General features: G+C 67.2%; 20 protein-coding genes. 10 read left to right on the top strand and 10 right to left on the bottom strand.

Features of this window, described 5'->3' with window-relative positions:
- The first annotated feature begins 38 nt into the window (after positions 1–38).
- The 4 genes from WKF39_RS01590 to WKF39_RS01575 are packed head-to-tail and all read left to right on the top strand — an operon-like array spanning position 39 to position 5,481.
- Entirely contained in the window at positions 39–2,486 is a 2,448-nt protein-coding gene (locus tag WKF39_RS01590; protein ID WP_340385216.1) for a DNA topoisomerase IV subunit A, read from the top strand.
- A gap of 25 nt (positions 2,487–2,511) precedes the next feature.
- Entirely contained in the window at positions 2,512–3,204 is a 693-nt protein-coding gene (locus WKF39_RS01585) for an LppX_LprAFG lipoprotein (protein ID WP_340385215.1), read from the top strand.
- Positions 3,205–3,232: 28 nt separating this feature from the next.
- Complete coding sequence (locus tag WKF39_RS01580; protein WP_340385214.1) at positions 3,233–4,972, top strand: MFS transporter; 1,740 nt, start codon at positions 3,233–3,235, stop codon at positions 4,970–4,972.
- 14 nt (positions 4,973–4,986) lie between these two features.
- On the top strand, positions 4,987–5,481 hold the full coding sequence (locus WKF39_RS01575; RefSeq protein ID WP_340385213.1) for a carbonic anhydrase: 495 nt from the start codon (positions 4,987–4,989) through the stop codon (positions 5,479–5,481).
- 18 nt (positions 5,482–5,499) lie between these two features.
- Here the strand turns inward: WKF39_RS01575 and WKF39_RS01570 are convergent, their stop codons facing one another.
- Positions 5,500–7,557: a DNA topoisomerase IV subunit B gene (locus tag WKF39_RS01570; protein ID WP_340385606.1), complete on the bottom strand. Its 2,058-nt coding sequence runs from the start codon at positions 7,555–7,557 to the stop codon at positions 5,500–5,502.
- A 213-nt stretch (positions 7,558–7,770) separates the two neighbouring features.
- Between WKF39_RS01570 and WKF39_RS01565 the strand changes: the two genes are divergently transcribed.
- Positions 7,771–7,989 carry a hypothetical protein gene (locus tag WKF39_RS01565; protein WP_340385212.1) on the top strand — a complete coding sequence of 73 codons (219 nt, stop codon included), beginning with the start codon at positions 7,771–7,773 and terminating at the stop codon, positions 7,987–7,989.
- A 115-nt stretch (positions 7,990–8,104) separates the two neighbouring features.
- Here the strand turns inward: WKF39_RS01565 and WKF39_RS01560 are convergent, their stop codons facing one another.
- The 3 genes from WKF39_RS01560 to WKF39_RS01550 form a co-directional block, all read right to left on the bottom strand.
- Positions 8,105–9,505: an RNA polymerase sigma factor gene (locus WKF39_RS01560; protein WP_340385604.1), complete on the bottom strand. Its 1,401-nt coding sequence runs from the start codon at positions 9,503–9,505 to the stop codon at positions 8,105–8,107.
- A 219-nt stretch (positions 9,506–9,724) separates the two neighbouring features.
- Positions 9,725–11,203: a glutamate--cysteine ligase gene (locus WKF39_RS01555; RefSeq protein WP_340385211.1), complete on the bottom strand. Its 1,479-nt coding sequence runs from the start codon at positions 11,201–11,203 to the stop codon at positions 9,725–9,727.
- Positions 11,204–11,212: 9 nt separating this feature from the next.
- Positions 11,213–12,199 (bottom strand): DUF4192 domain-containing protein, encoded by a 987-nt coding sequence (locus tag WKF39_RS01550; RefSeq protein ID WP_340385209.1) that lies wholly within the window; start codon positions 12,197–12,199, stop codon positions 11,213–11,215.
- Between the two features lie 123 nt (positions 12,200–12,322).
- Between WKF39_RS01550 and WKF39_RS01545 the strand changes: the two genes are divergently transcribed.
- From WKF39_RS01545 to WKF39_RS01535, 3 genes are all read left to right on the top strand, one after another.
- Positions 12,323–13,627 carry a DNA polymerase IV gene (locus WKF39_RS01545; protein WP_340385208.1) on the top strand — a complete coding sequence of 435 codons (1,305 nt, stop codon included), beginning with the start codon at positions 12,323–12,325 and terminating at the stop codon, positions 13,625–13,627.
- Positions 13,624–15,726: a S9 family peptidase gene (locus WKF39_RS01540; protein ID WP_340385207.1), complete on the top strand. Its 2,103-nt coding sequence runs from the start codon at positions 13,624–13,626 to the stop codon at positions 15,724–15,726. The genes WKF39_RS01545 and WKF39_RS01540 overlap by 4 nt, the downstream gene beginning before the upstream one ends.
- A gap of 225 nt (positions 15,727–15,951) precedes the next feature.
- Positions 15,952–16,848, top strand: a complete 897-nt coding sequence (locus WKF39_RS01535; protein ID WP_340385602.1) for a sigma-70 family RNA polymerase sigma factor — start codon at positions 15,952–15,954, stop codon at positions 16,846–16,848.
- Positions 16,849–16,854: 6 nt separating this feature from the next.
- On the opposite strand, the gene coaE is transcribed toward WKF39_RS01535, so the two are convergent.
- The gene (gene coaE, locus WKF39_RS01530; protein ID WP_340385206.1) at positions 16,855–17,457 is read right to left on the bottom strand and encodes a dephospho-CoA kinase; all 603 of its coding nucleotides are present in this window, start codon (positions 17,455–17,457) and stop codon (positions 16,855–16,857) included.
- A gap of 9 nt (positions 17,458–17,466) precedes the next feature.
- The gene (locus tag WKF39_RS01525) at positions 17,467–18,219 is read right to left on the bottom strand and encodes an SH3 domain-containing protein (protein ID WP_340385204.1); all 753 of its coding nucleotides are present in this window, start codon (positions 18,217–18,219) and stop codon (positions 17,467–17,469) included.
- Positions 18,220–18,438: 219 nt separating this feature from the next.
- Between WKF39_RS01525 and WKF39_RS01520 the strand changes: the two genes are divergently transcribed.
- Entirely contained in the window at positions 18,439–19,749 is a 1,311-nt protein-coding gene (locus tag WKF39_RS01520; RefSeq protein WP_340385203.1) for an AMP-binding protein, read from the top strand.
- 69 nt (positions 19,750–19,818) lie between these two features.
- On the opposite strand, the gene WKF39_RS01515 is transcribed toward WKF39_RS01520, so the two are convergent.
- A complete protein-coding gene (locus WKF39_RS01515; protein WP_340385201.1) occupies positions 19,819–20,778 on the bottom strand; it encodes a helix-turn-helix domain-containing protein in 960 nt (319 codons plus the stop codon).
- A gap of 93 nt (positions 20,779–20,871) precedes the next feature.
- On the opposite strand from WKF39_RS01515, the gene WKF39_RS01510 reads away from it, so the two are divergent.
- Positions 20,872–21,003, top strand: coding sequence for a hypothetical protein (locus tag WKF39_RS01510; RefSeq protein WP_340385199.1), 132 nt, complete (start codon positions 20,872–20,874; stop codon positions 21,001–21,003).
- A gap of 62 nt (positions 21,004–21,065) precedes the next feature.
- On the opposite strand, the gene rpsA is transcribed toward WKF39_RS01510, so the two are convergent.
- The 3 genes from rpsA to WKF39_RS01495 all read right to left on the bottom strand — a co-directional run bounded on the left by rpsA (position 21,066) and on the right by WKF39_RS01495 (position 25,034).
- Entirely contained in the window at positions 21,066–22,532 is a 1,467-nt protein-coding gene (rpsA, locus tag WKF39_RS01505; protein ID WP_340385197.1) for a 30S ribosomal protein S1, read from the bottom strand.
- 181 nt (positions 22,533–22,713) lie between these two features.
- The gene (locus tag WKF39_RS01500) at positions 22,714–23,970 is read right to left on the bottom strand and encodes a M18 family aminopeptidase (protein WP_340385195.1); all 1,257 of its coding nucleotides are present in this window, start codon (positions 23,968–23,970) and stop codon (positions 22,714–22,716) included.
- 53 nt (positions 23,971–24,023) lie between these two features.
- The gene (locus tag WKF39_RS01495; RefSeq protein WP_340385193.1) at positions 24,024–25,034 is read right to left on the bottom strand and encodes a DUF3068 domain-containing protein; all 1,011 of its coding nucleotides are present in this window, start codon (positions 25,032–25,034) and stop codon (positions 24,024–24,026) included.
- Positions 25,035–25,098: the final 64 nt, after the last annotated feature.

Below are 25,098 nucleotides of genomic sequence, written 5' to 3'. Positions count from 1 at the left end.
GGTCCACGGAGTTGGACACCCTGATCAGGAGAAGACGCATGGCCCGCACCAGCAAGCAAGCTCCCGAAGAAGACTTCGAGGAGCACATCGTCGACACCAACGTGAGCGACGAGATGCGATCCAGCTTTCTCGAGTACGCCTACTCGGTCATCTATGCGCGAGCGTTGCCCGATGCGCGCGACGGCCTCAAGCCCGTCCAGCGCCGCATCCTCTACACGATGGATGACCTCAACCTGCGAGCCGATCGCGGGCATGTCAAGAGCGCCCGGGTCGTCGGTGAGGTCATGGGTCGCCTGCACCCGCACGGCGACAGCTCGATCTACGACGCGCTGGTCCGGCTGATCCAGCCGTGGTCGCTGCGCCTCCCGCTCGCCGACGGCCATGGCAACTTCGGCTCGCAGGACGATCCTCCTGCAGCGATGCGCTACACCGAAGTCCGTATGCACGGGGCCGCCGAAGCGATGACCGCCTCGATCAACGAGGACACCGTCGACTTCAAACCCAACTACGACGGACGCGAGACCGAGCCCGCGGTGCTGCCCGCAGCCCTGCCCAACCTGCTCGTCAACGGCGCCAGCGGCATCGCCGTCGGCATGGCGACCAACATCGCCCCGCACAACCTGATCGAGGTCGTGCAGGCGCTACGCCACCTGATCAGCAAGCCGTCGGCCGACCTCGACGACATCATGCGCTTCATCCCCGGTCCCGACCTCCCGACAGGCGGCAAGATCGTCGGCCTCGACGGCATCCGCGATGCCTACGCCACCGGCAACGGCTCGTTCCGCATGCGTGCCTCGGCGCGGATCGAGAGCGTCACGCCACGCCGCAAGGGCATCGTCGTCACCGAGCTGCCATACAACGTCGGGCCCGAGAAGGTCATCGAGGCGATCAAGAAGCTCGTCCAGGCCAAGAAGCTCCAGGGCATCTCCGACATCAAGAACCTCACCGACCGACACAAGGGCCTTAATCTCGTCATCGAGGTCAAGAATGGCTTCATCCCCGAGACGATCCTCGAGCAGCTCTACAAGAGCACCCCCATGGAGAGCTCGTTCGGCATCAACGCTGTCGCGCTCGTCGACGGGCAGCCCCGCACGCTGGGTCTCAAGACGATGCTCGAGGTCTATCTCGGCCACCGGATCGAGGTCGTCAGGCGGCGTACGCAGTTCCGCCGCAACAAGGCCGCTGACCGTCTGCACCTGCTCGACGGCCTGCTGATCGCGATCCTCGACATCGACGAGGTCATCCAGCTGATCCGGTCCAGCGACAACCGAGGCGCGGCCCGCGAGCGACTGATCTCGGTGTTCGACCTCAGCGAGATGCAGGCCGACTTCATCCTCGATCGCACCTTGGGCAGCCTCACCCGACTGTCCCGCATCGAGATCGAGAAGGAGGCCGAGGAGCTGCGCAAGACCATCGAGGAGCTCGACGCGATCCTTGCCGACGAACAGCTCCTGCGAAAGGTCATCGGGGACGAGCTGGGCGAGATGGCCCAGACGTTCGGCACGCCGCGCCGCACCGTGCTTCTCGAGTCGTCGGGTCAGACCGCCACGGCGGCATCGCCGCTGGAGGTCGCCGACGATCCGTGCTGGGCGCTGCTTTCGGCGACCGGGCTCCTGGCCCGGACGTCCGACGACTCACCCCTGGGGCAGGTCGACCGCCGGGTCAAGCACGACACGATCGTGTCAGCCATACGCACGACCGCCCGGGGCGAGATCGGGGTGGTCATGTCGGACGGCCGCATGCAGCGCATCTCGATGCTCGAGCTGCCCGCCCTGCCGCCGACAGTCCAGTCCCCCAATCTGCAAGGCGGCATGCCGCTGCGCGAGATCCCGGGCCTCGAGGGCACGGTGCTCGCACTGACCCGACTCGGCGACTCCGGGGCAGGGCTCGCGCTGGGCACCCGCAGCGGGGTCGTCAAGCGGGTCAAGCCCGAGCAGCTGTCGCGCGACTCCTGGGACATCATCTCGCTTGACGATGGCGACGCCGTGATCGGCGCGGTCGAGCTTGCGACCGGCGACGAGGAGCTCGTGTTCGTGACCTCGGACGCTCAGCTGCTGCACTTCCCCGCCTCACTCGTACGCCCACAGGGTCGCGCCGGAGGCGGTGTCGCGGGCGTCAAGCTCGCGCCCGGCGCGCGTGCCGTGTCGTTCGGTGCCGTGCATGACGTCGAGTCCGCTCACGTCGTGACGGTCGCCGGATCCGGCGACGCCTTGCCCGGCACGCAAAATGGTGCGGTCAAGGTCAGCCCGCTGACGATCTATCCCAGCAAGGGTCGCGCCACCGGCGGTGTCCGCTGCCAGCGCCTGCTCAAGGGCGAGGATGCCTTGCTTCTCGCGTGGGCCGGCGACGGCCAACCCATGGCCTGTGCCGCGAGCGGGTCACCAGTCGACCTGCCCGAACCGACCGACCGCCGCGACGGGTCCGGCGTGCCCGCCGCCCAGCCGATCCTGGCTGTGTCGGGACCTGCCGATTCTGTCCCGAGCTGAGCCGGCAACCATGCAAGACTGTCCCGTGCGCACCAGACACCTGATCCTGTCCCTGATAGCAGCGGTCGTGCTCGCCTCCGGGTGCTCCGGCTCCTCAGATGACCAAGGCGATCCGGCCGAGCTCAAGGCACGCCTCGCGACAGCCAAGAAGGTGCTCGACGACGCCGAGACGATCAACATCTCTCTGGCCACCAAGAAGCTCCCCGATGGTGTGACCGGCCTGCAGTCCGCCAAGGGCAAGGGCAACCACTCCCCTGCGTTCGAGGGGTTGGTCACGGTCAACACGGGTGGTTCGAGCCTCGATGCCGATGTCATCGCGGTCGACGGCAAGGTCTATGCCAAGACCAGCTTCGCCCCCGTGTTCCTCACGATCGACCCCGCGACGCTCAAGGCCCCCGATCCGGCAACACTGCTTTCCACCGATACCGGCATCACCCAGATCCTGGTCAAGACCGACAAGCTGACCGACGATGGCAAGTCCCGTGACGGGCAGGACGTGCTGACCACGATCAAGGGCACGCTTCCCGGCAGCGTGGTCAAGGACGTCATCCCCTCGGCCGACGCTGACAAGACCTTCACGGTCACCTACCGCCTCGACGACAAGGACGTCCTGCGCGATGCGACCCTGAAGGGTCCGTTCTACCCAGGAGGTGGCGCGGTCTCCTACAAGGTCACGCTCACGACATCCGACACTCCCGTGGAGATCGAGGCGCCGTGACGATCGGGCCGCCGACCCGCCTCGGTCGATGACCACCCGGGGCGCGATCACACCGGCCTCGAGGATCCTGCTCGGACTGGCGGCCGTCGCGATCTCGTTCGCCGCTGCGGACACCTATGTCGTGGTGCTCGCGCTGCCGGACATGATGACGTCGACCGGGCTCGAGCTCGACGAGCTGCAGCGGGCCGCGCCGATCGTCTCGGGCTTCCTGCTCGGGTATGTCGGGGTGCTGCCCCTGATCGGCCGGATCTCCGACCTCCGTGGCCGGATTCCGGTGCTGCTCGGTTCGCTGGTGGTCTTTGCCGCCGGCTCGCTGATCACCGCGGCGGCATACAACCTCGAGAGTGTCGTGCTGGGCCGACTGATCCAGGGCATCGGTGGCGGCGGCCTGATCCCGCCGACTCTCGCGCTGGTCGCCGATCTGTGGCCGCCCCACAAGCGGGGCCTCCCCCTCGGGATCGTTGGTGCGGTCCAGGAGGTCGGCAGCGTCCTCGGCCCGCTCTATGGCGCCGTCGTGCTCGCCTTCGGCGACTGGCGCCTCATCTTCTGGCTCAACTGCGCCATCGGGCTCGTGCTTGCTGCCGCGATATTCGCGCAACGCGACACCGCGCCGGCCGCGCCGGACGCCCCGCCAAAGCAAGGCTTCGACATCCCCGGCGCCGCCCTCGCCATACTCACCCTGGCCGGGGTCACGCTCGTGATGCTCGAGCCGGACCGGCTGACCCAGGGCGTCACGTCCGGACTAGCATTCCTGCCCGTTGCGGGTGACTCCCGTTGGCTCACTCCCCTGGCGCTGGCCACCGCCGGGCTGCTCGCGCTCTTCCTGCTGCGCCAGGCCACCGCGCGAACGCCCCTCGTCGGCTGGCGTCAATGGCCGTCGCTCGCCCGTGAGACCGACATCTGGGGCGCGCTGCTGCTCACGACCGGGCTCGGGGCCGTCATCGTCACCTTTGCCTCCGCCGAGCCCGAGAGCGCGGCGGTCTCCGACCAGGCTCCGTGGCTGGTTCCGCTCGCGATCGTGGCATTCGCTGGTTTCGCCGTGCGCCAGCGCCGCGCCCCACGGCCACTCATCCCCCGGGGCGCCCTGCGCGCGCGTCCGGCATGGGGCGCCCTCGTGGTGTCCTTCTTCGTCGGGGCCTCGCTCATCGCTGCCCTGGTGGACATCCCGTTCTTCGCCCGGCTGACGGTGCACCGGGAGTCCCAGCTCGATGCGGCCCTGGTGCTGGTGCGCTTCCTGGTCGCACTGCCGGTCGGCGCCGTGATCGGCGGGTGGTTGCTGCGCCGGGTGCCGGCATCGGGGCTGACGTGCGCCGGGATGCTGATGAGTGCCGTCGCCTTCTGGCACATGTCGACGTGGGACGCCAGCTCCCTCGACAACCAGGTCGAGACGCTGTCGCTGATCCTGGGCGGGCTGGGCTTCGGACTGGCAATAGCGCCGGTCAACGCGGCGCTGCTCGCCCACACCGCAGACACCGTTCACGGCGTTGCCTCCGCACTGCTGATCGTTGCCCGCATGGTCGGCATGCTGCTCGGCATATCGGCGCTCACCACGATCGGGCTTCGAGCCTTCTACGCGGCATCGGACAAGATCCCGCCGGCCGCGGAGCTCTGCAACGGCCAGGCCACGGCCTGTCAGGCCTACAAGGATGCCGTGCGAGATGCCGGCATCACCCAGCTGCACACGGTCTTCATCGGGGCAGCCGTGTGCGCCGTGATCGCGGCGGTGCTCGCGGTGGCGCTCCTGCGTGAGACCTCCTCAGACCGCTGACTAAGATGTGCGTCATGCCCGACTTCGACGACCTGCTGGCCGCCAATCGTGACTACTCCGAGAAGTTCGAGCTCTCGGGCTTCGACGGCATCGCCCATGCCGGCATCGCGATGGTCACCTGCATGGACTCGCGCATCGATCCCCTCAAGATGATCGGGCTCGAGCCCGGCGACGCCAAGATCCTGCGCAACCCCGGCGGCCGCGTGACCGACCAAGCCCTCGTCGCCCTGGTGCTCGGGGTCAACCTCCTGCAGGTACGCCGGGTCCTGATCATCGAGCACACGCGGTGTGCCATGGCCACCGCGAGCGAAGACGAGCTCAAGGGCCGGATCGCCGACAGCGCAGGTGCCGATGCGTCATGGATGACGCTCGGAGCGATCACCGACCAGGCGAGCACGATCCGCGCGGACGTGCTCCGCGTCAAGAGCCACCCGCTGATCAGCGACGACATCCTCGTCGGGGGCTTCATCTACGACGTGGACTCCGGGCTGCTCAACCCGGTGGCCTAGTCACGCAGAGCGCCTGGGTCAGGCGTCGATCTTGTCGGCGTCGATCTCGTAGGCGCCCTGCACGATGAACTCCTTGCGCGGCGGGACGTCGTTGCCCATCAACAGCTCGAAGACCGACGATGCCTCCTCGCCGTCGTCGACCGTGAGCCGTCGGAGCGTGCGGTGGCGGGGATCCATCGTGGTCTCGGCCAGCTGGCCGGCGTCCATCTCGCCAAGACCCTTGTAGCGCTGCACCGGGTCCTTCCACCTGACGTTCTTGCGCTGCAGCTCAGCAAGCTTGCGCTGCAGCTCGACGTCGGAGTAGGTGTAGACGTACTTCTCCTGCCCCTTCTTGGGGTTGGCCAGCTCGATGCGATGCAGGGGCGGCACCGCGGTGTAGACCCGGCCGGCATCGACCAGCTCGCGCATGTAACGGAAGAACAGCGTTGCCAGCAGGCAGCGGATGTGCGCGCCATCGGAGTCGGCGTCGGCCATGAAGATGATCCGCCCGTAGCGCGCCGCGTCGACGTCGAACGTACGACCGGAGCCCGCGCCGACGACCTGGATGATCGAGGAGCACTCGGCGTTCTTGAGCATGTCGCCGATGCTGGCCTTCTGGACGTTGAGGATCTTGCCGCGGATCGGCAGCAGGGCCTGGAACTCGGAGTCTCGGGCCGACTTGGCGGTGCCGAGCGCCGAGTCGCCCTCGACGATGAACAGCTCAGAGCGCTCGACGTCATTGCTGCGGCAGTCGGCGAGCTTGGCCGGCAGGGCGCTGGACTCCAGTGCGTTCTTGCGCCGCTGGGTGTCGCGCTGCTGCCGGGCGGCGAGACGCGTCCGTGAGGCATCGACGACCTTTTGCATCACGAGCCGGGACTTGGCCTTCTCGGCGGTCTTGGTGGATGTCAGGAATGCCTTGAGCTCCCGTGACACGACCTGGTTGACGATCTTGGTCACCGCGGGAGTGCCGAGGACCTCCTTGGTCTGGCCCTCGAACTGCGGCTCGGCCAGGCGTACGGTCACGACCGCGGTCATGCCCTCGAGGACGTCGTCCTTGGCGACGTCGGGGTCCCCGGACTTGAGCAGCCGGGTGGTCCTCAGCACGTCGTTGAAGGTCTTGGTCAACCCCCGCTCGAAGCCGTTGAGGTGCGTGCCGCCCTTGGGCGTCGCGATGATGTTGACGAACGACTTGATCTCGGTGTCCCACTCCGAGCCCCAACGGACCGCGATGTCGACCCCGAGGGTGCGCTCGATGTCCTGGGGCGTCATGTGGCCCTTGGCGTCCAGCAGCGGGACGGTCTCGGTGAAGACATCCTCACCCTGCAGGCGCAGGACCTCGGTCACCGGGGCGTCAGCCGCGAGGAACTCGCAGAATTCGGTGATGCCTCCGTCGTGTCGGAATTTCTCCTCGTGCGGCACGTCGCCGCGACGGTCGCTGATCACGATTTCGAGACCGGGGACCAGGAACGATGTCTGGCGTGCCCGGGCGACCAGCTCCTCGTAGGCGAACCTGGCGTCCTTGATGAAGATCTGCGGGTCCGCCCAGTAGCGCACCCGGGTGCCGGTCCGGGCCTTGGCGACCTTGCCGATCTTGCGAAGCTCGTTGGTGGGCGAGAACTCCGCCTCGGGCCCGTCGCCGGCGAACACGCCAGGTTCACCGCGCCGAAATGACATCGCCCACGTGGCCCCGCCCTTGTCGACCTCGACGTCGAGGCGCGACGACAGGGCATTGACGACTGAGGCGCCGACACCGTGCAGGCCACCGGTCGCGACATAGGAGCCGCCGCCGAACTTCCCGCCGGCATGCAGCTTGGTGTAGACGACCTCGACCCCGGTCAACCCGGTCTTCTTCTCGATGTCGACCGGCACACCACGGCCGTCGTCCTGGACCTCGACCGACCCGTCATCGTTGAGGGCCACCCGGATGTGCGTCCCGAAGCCGGACAACGCCTCGTCGACCGAGTTGTCGATGATCTCCCAGAGGCAGTGCATCAGGCCACGGGTGTCGGTCGAGCCGACATACATCCCCGGACGCTTGCGGACGGCTTCCAGACCCTCCAGGACCAGGAGGTTGCGGGCGTCGTACGTGCTGTCGATGGTCGGAAGCCTCTCGGAATCTGTCGTGTGGCCCTAGGATATCGAGCCGTTGCGACCTGCCCTCGGTGACACGCGGCTCGCCGCGCGCCTGCGTCCATTTGTGCCCGTCGGGGAGTATGTATGTCGTAGGTCACGAATGACCACGAAGGAATAGCTCCCCGTGATTGGATGTTGATCTAGTAGTACCGCCGAATGCTCAGAGAGAAGGTCATCATGACTACATTGACAGCCCCCATGCTGAGCTCCCTCGACCGCTGCGACCGTTGCGGCGCTCAGGCATACGTACGTGTGACACTCGGCGGCGGTGGTGAGCTGATGTTCTGCGCTCACCACGCACGGCAGCACGAGGACAAGCTTCGCGAGATGTCCGCGAGCATCCATGACGAGAGCGAACGACTCGCCCCGAGCCAGTCTCTCGCCGACGAGGGCTGAACTTCGTCACATCCGCTCACCCCGCTGGGAGTGACACCTTTGAGGCGCGCACCGGCGCGTCGCCTCAAGAGTGTCACTCCCAGCGGTGGGTGTGGCACCCCCAGGCGGTGCGCCCTCAGTCGAGGTAGTCGCGCAGGACCTGCGAGCGCGACGGGTGCCGCAGCTTGCTCATGGTCTTGGACTCGATCTGGCGGATCCGCTCGCGCGTGACGCCATAGACCTTGCCGATCTCGTCAAGCGTCTTGGGCTGACCGTCGGTCAGACCGAAGCGCATCGAGACGACGCCGGACTCACGCTCTGAGAGCGTGTCGAGGACGGCATGCAGCTGCTCCTGGAGCAGGGTGAACGACACCGCGTCGGCCGGGACGATGGCCTCGGAGTCCTCGATCAGGTCACCGAACTCCGAGTCGCCGTCCTCGCCGAGCGGCGTGTGGAGGCTGATCGGCTCACGGCCGTACTTCTGGACCTCGACGACCTTCTCAGGTGTCATGTCGAGCTCGATCGCCAGCTCTTCGGGGGTGGGCTCGCGACCCAGGTCCTGCAGCATCTGGCGCTGGACGCGGGCGAGCTTGTTGATGACCTCGACCATGTGGACCGGGATGCGGATCGTGCGGGCCTGGTCGGCCATCGCGCGGGTGATGGCCTGACGGATCCACCACGTGGCATAGGTCGAGAACTTGAAGCCCTTGGTGTAGTCGAACTTCTCGACCGCACGGATCAGGCCGAGGTTGCCCTCCTGGATCAGGTCCAGGAACAGCATCCCGCGACCGGTGTAACGCTTGGCCAGCGAGACGACGAGTCGCAGGTTGGCCTCGAGCAGGTGATTCTTGGCGCGGCGGCCGTCGACCGTGATCCATTCGAGCTCTTCGAGCATCTTGGCCGAGATGCGTCCGCCCTTGGCGAGCTTCTCCTCAGCGAACAGGCCAGCTTCGATGCGCTTGGCGAGCTCGACCTCCTGACCGGCGGTCAGCAGCGAGACCTTGCCGATCTGCTTGAGGTAGTCCTTGACCGGATCGGCCGTGGCGCCGGCGACCATGACCTGCTGGACCGGCTCATCGCTCTCATCCGCGGCCGAGATCGTGTAGGACGACTTCTCGTCCTCCTTGAGCGTCGGATCAGTCGCGAGGTCCTTCTCGAACTCCTCGTCGGGAATGTCCGGAAGGATCTTCTTGCCCTGCGAGTCGACCTGCACGGCCGGGACCTCGAGCACCTTGGCGATGTCGATGTTCGCCGGGATGCTGGACTCCTCGGTGGTGGGAGCGTCCTTGGCGGCGGCGGCCTTCTTGGCAGGCGCCTTCTTGGCAGCGGTCTTCTTGGTGGGGCTGGATGCGGTCTTGGTCACTGTCGCTTCTGTCTTCGCCGGGGAACTGGACGGTGCGCTGGCCTTCTTGGCAGCGGTCTTCTTGGCCGGGGTCTTCTTGGCCGGGGTCTTCTTCGCCGAGGTCTTGGTCGAAGCGGCCTTGGGTGCTGCCTTCACTGCTGCCGAGATCTTCTTTGCGGGCGCCTTGGGGGCCACGGCCTTCTTGGTGGCCGGGGCGTTCTTCGGCGATTCCGCAGGTCCATCCTTGCCCACTCCCGACAGGAGCTTGGTCACCGCCCGGAGGGGGTTTCCAGATGCGGGATTCACCGGCACGTCAACCTCGCAGACGATAGATGGGCGCAACAATGAGGCCTGTGGTCAACCTCTGGCCCAAGTGTGCCACGAGTGGCCAAGCACTTCCATCTCAGGGTCTTCTCAGGAGCGCGTGGGCCAGACATGCACCGGCTCGCCGTGGTGCATGTGCTCCTCGTATGCGCGCGTCGTCGCCTGCATGGCGGCGAGGCGATCGGGAGCAGACCCGAGCTGATGTCCGAACTCATCAATCAGCCAGGTGGCGCCGTTTCGGCCCGTGATGCACCGCTGCTCGATGATCCCGAGCAGCCGGTCCCGGACCGCGGTGTCGACGCCCATCTCCTCGAGCCCGGCATGCGCCAACGGCAGGAGCTGACGAAGCACGAGCTCACGGGCCGAGACCGTGCCGACCGACGGCCAGTAGATGTCGGTCTCGATGCCGGCGCGGGCCGCCTGATGAAAGTTGTCCTCGGCGGCCCGGAACGACAGCTGGGACCAGACCGGCCGATCGCTGGAGCCCAGCGACTTGACCAGGCCGTAGAACAAGGCGGCGTTGGCCATCGTGTCGACGACCGTGGGGCCGGCCGGGAGCAGCCGGTTCTCGATCCGCAGGTGGGGGCGGCCGTCTGCCACGTCGTAGATCGGCCGGTTCCATCGATAGACCGTCCCGTTGTGCAGCCTCAGTTCCGCCAGGTTGGGGACCCTGCCGGCCTCGAGCTCGGCCAGGGGGTCCTCTTCGTCGACGATCGGCAGCAGGGCCGGGAAGTAGCGGACATTCTCTTCGAACAGGTCGAACACCGACGTGATCCACCGCTCGCCGAAGAACACCCGGGGGCGCACGCCCTGGGCCTTGAGCTCCTCGCTCCGTGTGTCTGTCGCCTGCTCGAAGAGCGCGATCCGGGTCTCGTGCCACAGCTGCTGGCCGAGGAGGAACGGGGAGTTGGCGCCGATCGCGACCTGCACCGACGCGATGGCCTGCGCAGCGTTCCACATCACAGCGAAGTCATCGGGCTCGACCTGCAGGTGGAGCTGCGTGCTGGTGCACGCCGCCTCTGGGATGATCGTGTCAGCCGTGGTGTCGAGGCGGTCGACACCGTCGATGACGATCTCGATGTCCTCGCCTCGAGCGGCCAGGATCTGCTCGGACAGCAGGTGGTAGCGGGGGTTGGCCGAGATCGCCTCGCGGCTGAAGTGTCCGTCCTGCAGGGTCGGGAGGATGCCGATCATCAGCAGGTGCGCACCCACCCCGGCTGCCTTGGCCTGGGCCCGGTTGAGGTCGTCCCGTAGGGCGGCTTCCAGGTCGTCCAACCCCGTGCCGTCGATCCGCGCCGGCGGGACGTTGACCTCGACGTTGAACAGGCCCAGCTCGGTCTGGAAGTCCGAGTCGGCGATCGCCTCGAGGGCTTCGGCGTTCTTGAGCGCCGGATCTCCCTTGTCATCCACGAGGTTGAACTCGATCTCGATGCCGACGTGGGTGTGCTCGAACGAGAGGTCGTACTCGCTGAGCATCCGGGCGAAGACGTCGAGACAGCGGCGGACCTTTGCCCGATAGCGGGTGCGATCCTCGCGGCTGAACTCCCGCTCGTCGACATCTTGTCCCATGCCTCCACCCTAGGGCGATGCGGTGTCGGCGGCTCGCAGCGCGACCCATCGGTCGGGCGAGACACCGCCTTCCAGCATGTCGAGCAGCAGTCGGGCCATCGAGTAGTCGGGGTCGACGCTCAACGCACGCTCAACTGCGATCAGCGACTGGGCGCCGTCACCGGTCAGCCAGGCCGCGAATGCCGTGAGGCACAGGACAGCGGGCTCGAACGGTGGCACGACACTGCCTGAGACCACGGTCAGGACTCGCAACATGTCGTCCGCGCGCTCCCGCGTGATCTGTTCCCACACCTCGTCACGTACACGAATCCCCGACACCCAGATCGCCAATCGCGCCAGGTCGTCGTCGCTGAGGGTCCCGCCGGCCAGGCCGCGGTCCAGGATCGGCTGGACCTGCCGCATCGCGACCGCCGTCAGATCGTCGGGCGGCGTACGCGTCACGACAGGGATCACCTGGTCGAGCACCTCAGCGACAGCTCTGTGCATCCACGCGCGGCGGGGATTCTGCACGGCAGCAAATCGGTCGACCAGCGCTTGGCGGTCCGGCAGGATCTGCTGGCCCGCTGCGACCGCCTGGACCACGGCGAGATGGTGGTCCGACGACTCATAGGTGATGCCTTCGGCAGGGAAGCCGGGCTCGTCGCTCCAATAGCGGTGACCGTCCGCGCGGGCCGCGACGATCAGGCTGATCGGGGCGAGCTGCCGCTCGATCGCGAAGAGCAGGTCCTTGGCGACGTCCTGCTGCTCGGTCACCGCCAGGAAGATCGCGCCCTCCGCTCCCTGATTGCGCAGGTGCTTCACCACGACTCCGGCGAGCTCCTCGACATCTTCGTGAGCCGGTATGTCGACGCGGAGCCGGAACCCGAACCTTCGCCGCGGGCCATACGTCGCCACCCCCACCAGCGACTCGGCCGGTCGGAAGCCGAACAACGTCGGAAGGGTGTTGAGCAGATCGGGGATGTCGTGGGCCGTGTAGACCGAGGGTGTCTGTGTCATGGGTCCACGCTCGCGAGCCCGCCGTGCTCGGTCAGCCCGTCGCGCGGCATCTGTGGACAGTCCGGATCCGGCCGACTCCATGTGCATGGCGGTGCTGTCCGACCCGCGCGAGACACTGGGGCCATGCGGTCCACGGCGTCGATCATGCACCTGGATCTCGACGCCTTCTTCGCCTCGGTCGAGCAGCGTGACAAGCCGTCCCTGCGTGGCCGGCCGGTCATCGTTGGTGGCATCGGACCCCGTGGGGTGGTCGCGACGGCGTCCTACGAGGCCAGGGTGCACGGGGTGCGATCCGCGATGCGTACGGCCGAGGCGCGGGCCAGGTGCCCGCACGCGGCCTTTCTCGGCGGCCGGTTCGATGCGTATCGCGAGGCGAGCCGCATCGTGATGGAGCGGCTGCGGGAGGAGTCCGAGCTGATCGAGCCGCTGTCCCTCGACGAGGCATTCGTCGACCTAGCCGCGGATCCCGACTTCGATCCCGGCGAGGTCGAGCGCATCGTCGCCGGCATCCGGGCCGACATCGCGGACCTGACCGGCGGCTTGACCGCATCGGTCGGGATCGCTTCGTCCAAGCTGATGGCCAAGATCGCCAGCGAGATCAACAAGCCCGACGGCGTGTTCATCGTCCAGCCCGGCACGGAGGCGGACGTGCTCGGGCCGATGCAGGCCACCGCGATCCCCGGCGTCGGTCCGGCCACCGCGGAGCGACTCCGCCGGGTCGGGATCCTGACGGTCGAGGACCTGCGCTCACCCAGCGAGGACGAGCTCACCCGCCTGCTCGGGCAGTCCTCCGGCCGTTCGCTGCACCGGATGGCACGAGCCGATGATGACCGGCCGGTCATGTCATCGCGCGAGACCAAGTCGGTCAGCGTCGAGGACACCTTCGAGCAGGACATCTCCGACCGGGTCCAGCTCGAGTCGATCATCGAGCGCATGGCCCGGTCGGTCTCCGGCCGGCTCCGCAAGAACGGGCTCTCCGGACGCACCGTGACGCTCAAGATGCGACACCACGACTTCGAGACCCACACCCGGTCGTCGACCCTGCCGAACCCGACCGACAATGCGCGCATCCTGGCGGCGACGGCGCGCGGACTCCTCGCCGGAGAGGACATCAGCAACGGCCTGCGCCTCCTGGGGGTCGGCGTGAGCGGTCTCGCCGACTGGGTGCAGGACGATCTCTTCGCGGCTGACGAGGACGACGACGTCGAGGATGAGCCGATCGAGCAGAGCCTCATACGCCCGACCAGGTGGTATCCCGGCATGGATGTGCACCACGACAGCCACGGCGACGGGTGGGTCTGGGGCTCGGGGCTCGGCCGTGTCACGGTGCGATTCGAGACCCGCTGGACACCGCCCGGACCGGTGCACACATTCCGGGCCGAGGACCCCGCGCTCGGCGCAGGACACACCGGTACGTTCGAGGCATGAACGCCCCCGCACCGTCTGCCGAGCGCCGGCCCCTTGTCCGCAGCCATCATGGCGACGAGTTCGTCGACGACTACGAGTGGCTGCGCGACAAGGACGATCCCGCAACGCTGGCCTATCTGGAGGCCGAGAACGCCCACACCGATGACGCGACGGCCCACCTGAAGCCGCTGCGCCAGCAGATCTTCGACGAGATCAAGGCGCGCACGCTCGAGACCGACCTGTCCGTCCCGGTCCGTCGAGGCGGCTGGTGGTACTACGCACGTACGGTCGAGGGCCAGCAGTATGCGATCCGCTGCCGGTGTCCGATCGGCGACGTCGACGACTGGGATCCGCCGGTGCTGGAGGCCGGCTCCGAGATCGCCGGTGAGGAAGTCCTGCTGGACTCCAACATCGAGGCCGACGGACACGAGTTCTTCTCCCTCGGCGCATTCAGCGTCAGCGACGACGGGGGCCTCCTCGCGTGGTCCGTCGACACGCAGGGCGACGAGCGCTACACGATCCGGGTCAAGGACCTGCGCACCGGTGAGGTGCTCCCGGACGAGATCCCCGCCACCAGCGGAGGAGCGACCTGGTCCACGGGCGCAACCCATCTCTTCTACACGACCGTCGACGAGGCCTGGCGTCCTCACCGCGTCTGGCGCCACACGCTGGGCTCGACCGCCGATGACGTCCTGGTCTTCGAGGAGCCCGACGAGCGCTACTTCGTCGGCGTCGGTCGCACCCAGTCCGAGCGCTTCCTGGTCATCGGCCTGTCCTCCAAGGTCACCAGCGAGGTGCGGGTGCTGGCGGCAGACGAGCCCGAGGGCGATTTCCACGTCGTGCTCCCCCGCCGTGACGGTGTCGAGTACTCCCTCGAGCACGCCGTGATCGGCGGCGAGGACGTCTTCCTCATCCTGCACAATGACGGCGCGCTCAACTTCGAGCTCGCCGCGGTGCGGGTCTCCGATCCAAGCGTCCGCACGGTCATCATCCCCGGCAGCGAGTCGACCCGTCTGGAGGATGTCGACGTCTTCGCCCAGCAGCTCGTCGTGTCCTTTCGGCGGGACGCACTCTCCCGCATCGGCATCATCCCCCTGGGCGCCGACGGGCTCGGCCAGCTCGAGGAGATCGAGTTCGGTGAGGAGCTCTTCACCAGCGGGGTGGGCGCCAATGCCGAGTGGGACCAGCCGCTCATCCGCGTCGGCGTGGGATCGTTCGTCACGCCGGCGTCGATCTTCGACTACGTCGTGGCCACCGGAGAGCTGGTGCTGCGCAAGCAGGCACCCGTCCTCGGGGGCTATGACCCCGAGGACTACGAGCAGCACCGCAGCTGGGCAACTGCGGACGACGGCACACAGGTGCCGGTCTCGATCGTCTGCCGCAAGGACACCCCGCGCGATGGCACCGCTCCGGCACTGATCTACGGCTACGGCGCCTACGAGGCGAGCATGGATCCGGGATTCTCCGCGATGCGCCTCTCACTGCTCGATCGTGGCTTCGTGTTCGCGATCGCCCACGTCCGCGGCGGAGGCGAACTCGGCCGGCACTGGTACGACGACGGCAAGATGCTGCACAAGCGCAACACGTTCACCGACTTCATCGCGAGCGCTCGGCACCTCGTCGCCGAGGGCTGGACGTCGGCCGACAGGCTGATTGCCGAGGGCGGCAGTGCCGGCGGCCTGCTGATGGGAGCCGTCGCCAACCTGGCTCCCGAAGCATTCGCGGGGATCATCGCCAGTGTCCCGTTCGTCGACAACCTCACCACGATCCTGGATCCCAGCCTGCCGCTGACCGTCATCGAGTGGGACGAGTGGGGCAATCCGCTCGACGACCCCGACGTCTACGCCTACATGAAGTCCTACGCGCCCTATGAGAACGTCGGCGCCCATCCCTATCCAGCCATCCTCGCCGTGACGAGCCTGCACGACACCCGGGTGCTCTATGTCGAGCCGGCCAAGTGGGTCGCGAGGCTGCGCTCCACCGCGACGGGAGACGCCCCGATCCTGCTCAAGACCGAGATGCATGCCGGCCACGGCGGGGTCAGCGGACGCTACGCCTCGTGGAAGGAGCGGGCGTGGGAGCTCGCCTGGATCGTCGACGTGGCGACAGCGAGCTCGTGAGCGTCGCTTTCGGTCGCTTGGCGATGTGACACGAGGATTCGACAGCGAACACCTTCGCTGCGCTCATCGGTTGCGGCGCCCTTTAGCACGGGGCTCCTAAGAACCAACTGAGAGCGGAATCCTTGGGGTACCGAAAGCGTTCTCATCAGTACAGACACTGATGGGAGGCGCACGGTGAGCGCACGACATGGCAACAGCAACACCGAGGGCAAGGACAGCGTCGGCATGTACCTCGCCGAGATCGCCCGCACTCCCCTGCTCGACGCCCAGCGTGAGGTCGAGCTGAGCAAGACCGTCGAGGCCGGGCTGTTCGCCCGTCACCTCCTGGCGGAGGGTCGAGTGGGTCGCCGCAAGGGCGGCGCGCCCAAGTCCGCCACCGCGGATGAGCTCGAGTGGCTCGCTACTGAAGGCGACCTGGCAATCCAGGAGTTCATCCAGGCCAATCTGCGGCTGGTCGTCTCGATCGCCCGCAAGTACGGGCGATCGGCGATGCCGATGCTCGACCTGGTCCAGGAGGGCAACACCGGCCTGATCCGTGCGGTAGAGAAGTTCGACTACGCCAAGGGGTTCAAGTTCTCGACGTACGCCACCTGGTGGGTACGTCAGGCGATCACCCGAGGCATCGCGCAGCAGGCCCGAGTCGTACGCCTTCCGGTTCACGTGGTCGAGGAGCTCAACCAGGTGACGGCCGCGCGCCGCAACCTCGAGCGCCAGCTCGGCTACGACCCGGAGCCGCAGGAGATCGCCCTGGAGCTCGGCATGGACGTCGACCGCGTCATCGACCTGATGTCGTGGGGACGCGACCACGTCAGCCTCGACTCCCCCGTCGACGAGGACGGCGACACCTCGCTGGGCGACCTGATCGCTCGTGAGACGCAGCCCGGACCAGACCTCGCGGTGCTCGACGACGAGTCGCGGCACCTGATCTCGACACTGGTCGATCACCTCGGCGACCGGGAGGCCGACATCGTCCGGGCCCGCTACGGCCTGCTCGACGGCCGCCAGCAAAAGCTCGCCGACATCGGCAAGCGCCACGGCATCTCGGCCGAGCGGGTCCGCCAGCTCGAGCGCGAAGCGCTGGCGACCCTGCGCCGCATCGCAGATCCGGAACTCGCCGCCTGATCGCACCTAGCGCGAGGCGGACCTCGTCACGAGGTCGTCCCAGGCGCCCCGGACGAGGCGGGCGAGCTCGTCCAGTGGACCGGTGTTGTCGATCACCAGATCGGCGACGCCGGTCCTTTGTCGTCTGGAGGTCTGCGCCGAGATGCGCGCGCGGGCGTCGCTCTCGGACATCCCCCTGCTGGCCATCAGGCGGTCCACCTGGACGTCCTCGGGAACGTCGACCACGATCACGACGTCGCACCAGCTGGCCGCGCCCATCTCGACGAGCAACGGGTTGTCGTGCACGACGATCGCATCAGACGGCGCCGCCGCCTCGCGGGCTGCCGCAAGGCGGCCGATTGCGGGGTGGGTGATCGCGTTGAGATCGGCCAGCGCCTGGGGATCGGCGAACACGAGGGCCCCCAGCGCGGGTCGGTCGAGGGTTCCGTCCTGGGCGATCACCTCGGCTCCGAAGCGCTCGGCGATCTCGGCTAGCGCCGAGCTGCCCGGCTCGACGGCCTCGCGAGCCAGCTGGTCGTAGTCGATGACGACGGCTCCGTGGGACGTCAGCAGCTCGCTGACGCTGCTCTTGCCCGAACCGATACCGCCGGTCAGGCCGACCCTCAGCATCGAGGACCCTCAGCCGGCAGCGTTGCCGAAGGTCGTGACGTGCACGTGGTCCATGTGGTTGGCCGTGGCACTGCCGCGGTTCGACATGCCCCGCCAGGCGCCTGAGGTCGAGGGCCGCCAGATGCGCTGCCGCCAGATCAGGTATTCGATGCCGAGCTCTGCGCGGTTCTCCTGCAGGAACGCGGCGATGTCGTTGCCGATTGGATTGCCGTTGCCAACCATGATGTCGAGAGCATGACCCGTGGCGTGCTCGCCGCGGCCGGCGATACCACCGTATGCGCGGACTTCCGGGAACTTCGCGCAGACGGCACGGAGCACCTTGACCGTGTCGGGCTGCAGGCCGCCCTCGGATCCGATCGGGCATGGCGAGCTGCCGAGCGGCATCTCCGTGGCGATGCTCTTGGCCGGCACCCAGCGCGGGAGTCCCTTGTGGATGATCTGGGCCCAGTCGCCCTTGACGACGCCGGTGATGTCAACGGTCTCGCCGGAGTCGACCTTGGCCAGGACCGGCGAGGACTCCTTGGGCGCGGCGTGAATCTCGACCGGGACCACGGCGAACCGGGTGCCCTCGACCTTGTCCTCTGCGGCGGCTTCGTTGGTCACTGGTGCGCGCTCAGCGCTACGGCTGACGGTTGCGGGGGCCTGAGCCTCAGCCCGCCTGTCCGCCGAGACCGCAAAGAGGTCCTGCTTGGGGGCCGCCGCGGCCTCAGGAGCCGCGCCATCGTGCGAGACCACCAGGGCGCCGGCGACCACGAGGGTCACCAAACCTGCAGTGGGGAGAAACGCGCGGGATGCACGAAGGCTTCTGGGCGCCTTGCGAACTTGCCTGTGGCGAGAATCTGCCACGGATGAACCACCTTGAGGCATAGACGAAAGTCAGGGTCAGCGTTCGAGTGAAGCATACTTTGTCCGGGGGTTCACGTTGGATGAGATGATCCCCGCTCACCGACGTGACAGACGTCTCACGATGTGGAGGATCACGTGCTCGAGGTCCTCACTTCTGCCCAGAGCGAGAGCACGCAGGCCAATGTCGCCGGTGCGCTGCATGCCCAGGGGTTGCGGGCAGGCGATCGGCTCGTCCTGTGTGTCGCCGGGTCGGTCGACTACGTCAGTGTCGTGCTCGGAGCGGCTCGCACGGGAGTCGTCCCCGTGCCGCTGGATCCCCGCCTCACCGACTACGAACGCACCAAGATCATCCGCGACGTCGGGCCGGCCCTCGTGATCGACGAGGCGACCACGCTCGCATCACTCCTCGAGGGCGATCCGATCGATCTTGACGACTGGCCCCGGTGCCGTCCGATGCACTTCACCTCGGGCACGACCGGCCGACCCAAGGGCGTCTGGTCGGGACTACTGGCACCGGATCACGCGGAGGCGCTGGTCCGCGAAGAACGTGAGCTCTGGGGGTTCCACCCCAGCGACCTCCACCTCGTGATCTCGCCGATCTATCACTCGGCACCCTTGCGCTTCGCGATGGGCACGCTGCTGTCTGGAGGGGCGATCGCTGTCATGTCGGGCTTCGACCCCCCGGCGTTCGTCGATGAGGTGGCCCGGCTCCGACCGACGACGATGTTCTGTGTGCCGGCGCACCTACAGCGACTCTTCGGCTGGCTCGACGAGCACGGCGCGACTCTCGACGCGGCGTCGTTCCGACTGGTGGCCCACGCCGGAGCGCCCTGCCCTGAACCCATCCGCCGGCGGGCACACCAGCTGTTCGGGACCGAGGTGGTCTGGGAGTTCTACGGCTCGACCGAGGGGCAGCTGACGGCATGCCCGGCCGACGAGTGGATCGCCCACCCCGGCACGGTCGGCCGCGCGCGCCCCGGTCGGCTGGTCACGGTCGACGACGACGGACAGCTGTGGTGTGTCGTGCCACCATGGGCCCGATTCACGTACTGGGGCGATCCCGACAAGACCCGTTCGGCCTGGACTGACACAGCCCACGGACCGGCGTTCAGCGTCGGCGACCTGGGCCGGGTCGACGGCGGCCTGGTCTATCTCGACTCCCGCCGAGAGGACCTCATCATCTCCGGCGGTGTCAACGTCTATCCGGCCGAGGTGGAGGCCGCGCTGGAGGGCGCCGAGAGACTGGTCGATGTGGCGGTGTTCGGGCGCGTCGACTCGCGGTGGGGTCAGCGTGTGTGCGCGGCCTATGTCGGCGACATCACCGAGGACGCGCTGCGCGCGCTCGCGACCGAACGGCTGGCCCCACCCAAGCGCCCCAAGTCGTACGAACGACTCGACTCCCTGCCCCGGACGGCGACCGGCAAGGTCCGACGCACGGAACTGTGAAGGCACCGGGCTGTGAAGGCACCGGGCTGTGAAGGCACCGGGCTGTGACACACCGGCCTGTCAATCTGCTCAGCCGGCCTCTGCCACGCAGGTGAAGGTCTTTCGATACTGCTGGGGAGTCGTGCCTCGCGCGATGGAGAAGTGGTGTCGCAGCGTCGCGGCGTTGCCGAATCCCACCCGGCCGGCGATCTGCTCGACCGGCAGCGAGGAGTTCTCGAGCAGCTCTTCGGCCTGTGCGAGGCGCTGGCTCGTGAGCCACTGGAGCGGGGTCGTCCCGGTCTCGTCCCGGAAGCGTCGGGCGAACGTGCGCGGCGACATGTGGGCGTGGGCGGCGAGTCGCTCGACCGAGAGCTGCTCATCGAGGTGGTCGCTGGCCCAGGCCAGCAACGGCGCGAGCGTGTCGGCCTCGGTCTGACCCATCGGGGTCCGGACGAACTGCGCCTGCCCCCCGTCCCGGTGAGGGGCCACGACGATGCGTCGGGCCGTCGTGGTGGCGACCTTCGCTCCGAACACCTGCCGCACGAGGTGGAGCGAGGCGTCGATCGCAGCGGCCGATCCCGCACCGGTCAGGACCAGATCATCCTCGACATAGAGGACGTCGGCGTTGACCTTGGCCAAGGGGAACCGCTCGGCCAGCAGGCCGCCATAGCGCCAGTGGGTCGTGCACTCCCGCCCGTCGAGCAACCCCGCCTCCCCGAGGATGAAGACGCTGGTGCACGACGCGAGCACGCGCACGCCACGGCCCGCGGCGGCTCGCACGGCAGCCGCGACCTCGGGTGAGGGCTCCAGGAAGTCCCGCTTGGGCACGATCGCCACGAGATCGGCGTCGTCGAGCTCGTCCAGCCCGCGATCGATGAAGTAGTCATAGCCCGCCGTGCCCTTGACGCGGCCGGGGTTGGGTGTGCACACGACATAGTCGAACAGCGGATTGTCGTCCTCGGGGTGGTAGGGCTCGGCCCAGACCTCACCCAGCACGCCGAGACCGAAGGGCTCGACACCGTCCTGCACGATCACCACGACCTTCTTCATGTGTCCATCCTGACAGGGCGATGGCAGTAAATCAATGCATGATGTCATTTCTGCCACTGGTGGCAGGAATAGCCTGCGACGAGAATTGCTGCCATGTTGATCTTCACCATCGCCCTGCTGGTCATTGCTTCCGGGATCGCACTCGCCGTACTGATCCCCCGAGACGGGTATGGCAGCCGTCCCGGCCCGCCGAGCCACGCGGACTTCTCGCCCCATCTCAACTGACATCGGGAGACAGAAGAACCCCCGGTCCACATGGACCGGGGGTTCTTCGCTGAGCGGAGTGGCTACTCGCCGCCCGTGAGCTTCTCGCGAAGCGCCTGCAGCGCTTCGTCCGAGGCGAGCGAACCCTCCTGCTGCGGAGCGTCGCCCTCTGCGGTGGTGTCCGACGAGTAGTTCGCGGCCTCAGAAGCCTCGATGCTCGACTGCTCGGCATCGATGATCTGCTTCTTGTGGGCTTCCCAGCGCTCGTGCGCCTCGGCGTACTGCTTCTCCCAAGTGGCACGGGCCTCGTCGAAGCCTTCCTGCCACTCGCCGGTCTCCGGATCGAAGCCGTCGGGGTAGATGTAGTTGCCCTCGGCGTCATAGGACGACGTCATGCCGTAGAGCGTCGGGTCGAAGTCATCGCTGACTGCGGCCTCGGTCTCGTTGGCCTGCTTGAGGGACAGCGAGATACGGCGACGCTCGAGGTCGATGTCGATGATCTTGACCATGACGCTGTCGCCGATCTGCACGACCTGCTCGGGGATCTCGACGTGACGCTCGGCGAGCTCGGAGATGTGCACCAAGCCCTCGATGCCCTCCTCGACGCGGACGAACGCACCGAAGGGGACCAGCTTGGTCGCCTTGCCCGGCACGATCTGGCCGATCTGGTGCGTACGGGCGAAGTGCTGCCAAGGATCTTCCTGCGTGGCCTTGAGCGACAGCGAGACCCGCTCGCGATCCATGTCGACATCGAGCACCTCGACAGTGACCTCGTCGCCGACCTGGACGACTTCGTTGGGGTGGTCGATGTGCTTCCAGGACAGCTCGGACACGTGGACGAGTCCGTCGACGCCGCCGAGATCGACGAACGCACCGAAGTTGACGATCGAGGAGATGACGCCCTTGCGGACCTGCCCCTTCTGGAGCTCGGTGAGGAAGTTCTGGCGAACAGCCGACTGGGTCTGCTCGAGCCAAGCACGGCGCGACAGGACCACGTTGTTGCGGTTCTTGTCGAGCTCGATGATCTTGGCCTCGATCTTCTGACCGATGTACGGATCGAGGTCGCGCACGCGGCGCATCTCGACCAGCGATGCCGGCAGGAAGCCACGCAGGCCGATGTCCATGATCAGGCCGCCCTTGACGACCTCGATGACGGTGCCCTCGACGACGCCGTCCTCGGCCTTGATCTTCTCGATGTCGCCCCACGCACGCTCGTACTGCGCACGCTTCTTGGACAGGATCAGACGGCCTTCCTTGTCCTCCTTCTGGAGGACGAGGGCCTCGACGTTGTCGCCGACGGAGACGACCTCGTTGGGGTCGACGTCGTGCTTGATCGAAAGCTCGCGGGAGGGGATGACGCCCTCGGTCTTGTAGCCGATGTCGAGGAGGACCTCGTCACGGTCGACCTTGACGATGATGCCCTCGACGATGTCGCCGTCGTTGAAGTACTTGATGGTCAGATCGATAGCGGCGAGGAAGTCTGCCTCAGAGCCGATGTCGTTGACCGCGACCTGAGGTGCGGTGTGGGGTGTGGCGATGCTGCTGGTCATAGAGGAGTTGCTCCGATGGATGGGTGGAATTGTCGGGCACGTCTGACAGCCCTTGGATCGCGTGGTGTCGAGGAGATTCGCTCGATTCTGCACGAGCACGGGCCTGCTCTGTCCGAGGTACGTACAGGCCGTCAGCGCAACCTCAATGCTACGCGACGGCGGACCCACACGGGAAGTCGGGTCAGGCGGGTGACAGGAATGCCGAGAGTGCCCGGCCATACGTGTCCACATCGGCTCCGCCCATGAGCTCGCGGGCCGAGTGCATCGCCAGCTGCGGAGCGCCGACATCGACTGTCAGCATCCCGGTCCGTGCGGCGCTCAGCGGGCCGATCGTCGAGCCGCACGGCAGGTCAGCACGATGCTCGTAGCGCTGCATCGGGACACCGGCCTGCTCGCAGGCTGACGCGAACACTGCGGCGCCGGGCGCGTCCGTCGCATAGCGCAGGTTGACGTTGACCTTGAGCACGGGTCCCCCGCCGATCGCGATGTGGTGGAGCGGTTCGTGGCGTTCCGTGTAGTTCGGGTGGGTCGCATGCGCCATGTCGCCGGACGCGCAGACCGACGCGGCAATCGCGCGGTGATAGTCATCGCGCGAGCCGCCTGCCGCCAGGACTATGCGCTCGAGCACTGTCGCCAACAGGTCCGACTGCGCCCCACGCTCGGAGGTGCTGCCGACCTCCTCGTGGTCGAACAGGGCCAGAACGGGTCGTACGCCCGACACTGCCGGGGCGTCGAGCAGGGCGCGAAGCCCCGCGAAGCAAGTGACCTGGTTGTCGAGCCGGGGGGCGGACACGAGGTCACCGTCCGCCCCGGTCAGAGCGCTCGCGGCGGTGTCGTGCGTCATCAGCTCGAAGCCGGCGATCTCGCGACCGGCGACACCGGTCCGATCCGCGACGAGGTCGAGGAAGGTGCCTGATCCGGCCGACCAGATCGCGTTGAGATGGCGCTGTGGATCGAGCTCATCACCCTTGCGCTCGGCGGAGAGGTGGATCGCCAGCTGAGGCACCCGAAGCAGTGGCTCATCAATGTGGACGAGCCGCTCGGTGCCATCCCGCAAGGCGATTCGCCCGGCAATGCCCAGATCGCGGTCGAGCCAGGAGTTGAGCCATGCACCGCCATACGGCTCGAGGGCGACGACTCCGAGTCCCGCCGGCGCCAGGTCGTGATGCTGCTTGAGCCGCAGGTTGGGGCTGTCGGTGTGACCGCCGACGACGCGAAAGCCGTCGGTCGGTGACTGTGCCGCGTCGCTCGACCATGCGACGAGCGAACCGCCACGGATGACGTAGTGGCGCCCGGCCGCGGTCGGCCATGCGTCCTGCTCCTGAACCCTGACGTAACCCGCGGACTCGAGCTCGGCCGCAACCGTCTGGCAGACGTGGAACGGGGTCGGTGAGCGGTCGACGAACGTGCACAGCTCGGCAGCGGAGGCGAGGGTCATAGACGTCCCACCCTATTACGCTGCCGAGCTGTTCATCACGGCCCAGCCCACCGTCAGCGTGCGCCGACGAGCTCGCCCCGATCAGCCTTGCGCGCGCCGACATCGCCGCGATCACGGCGGGTGAACAGGCCGAGCCCGATGAGGACCAGACCCAGGATCGCTCCGCCAACCGGGACGTATGTCTTGGCGGCCGACAACAGCATCGCCTTGGACTCGTACTCGTTGACGGTCTTCGTGATGTTCGCGTCGGTGTAGCGCAGCGTCGCCTCCGTGGTCGTCAGCGCACGCTGGCCGTCGACCTCAAGATAGCTGTCCTGCGCTGTCTGGCCGACCAGGACCACGCCCGTCACCGGATCGACGCTGTAGTCGGTCACGCTCGAATAGATCTGGTCGGCGGTGACAGTCTGCTCGTCCGAACCGACCAGCTTGCCGGGGACGTCGATCGAGCCGGTCTTGACCGGCGCGATCTTCTGCTCGTACTCGTAGACCTTCATGCCCTTGACCTCGCCCTCCCCCTCGTACGTGGCGGGGGTGGCCTTGCGAAGCGTGCCGTCCCAGAACTGGTACGTCTTCTTCTGAGCATCGAAGGGGAACTTGAAATAGAGCCCCTCGAAGTCACCGGGCTGCAGGTCCTTGCCGTCGAACGACGAACGGCTGCCCTTCCAAGAAACCGCTTCGCCCGACGTGCGGTCGAATGCGACCCGGTCGTCTGCTGCGCTCAACGCAGTCTCACCGCTGCCGCAGTTGAAGTCGGGCTTGTCAGTGCAGTCATAGATGTCCCAGACCGCGATGTCGCGGCCAAGCTCTTCGCTGGCCTTCTTGCCCTCCTCGACATTGCCGATCACCGCCTTGGTGTTCTTCAACGGGCCCGAGGTGGACTTCAGCCCGGCGGCGGCGTCGAGATATTCGGCGTCGGCGCCCGGGGCCGTGGTCGACTGGCTCGTGGACTCGGTGTTGAGCGGCACGACGGCCAGCTGGTCGTACATGTAGAACTTGGACAATGCGGCCAATGCCAGCAAAAACGCACCCAGGAACAGCGCGACTGTTCCCAATTTCTTACTCACTGTGGGCTCCCTCCACGGTATGAACGCTTGACCGTAACACCGCAGAGGGTCACCCATCGAGCGC

The sequence above is a fragment of the Aeromicrobium sp. genome (assembly GCF_037719875.1).
Classification (GTDB): domain Bacteria; phylum Actinomycetota; class Actinomycetes; order Propionibacteriales; family Nocardioidaceae; genus Aeromicrobium.
The sequence above is the reverse complement of the archived record's forward strand: the minus strand, read 5'-3'. Positions and strand labels throughout refer to the sequence as shown.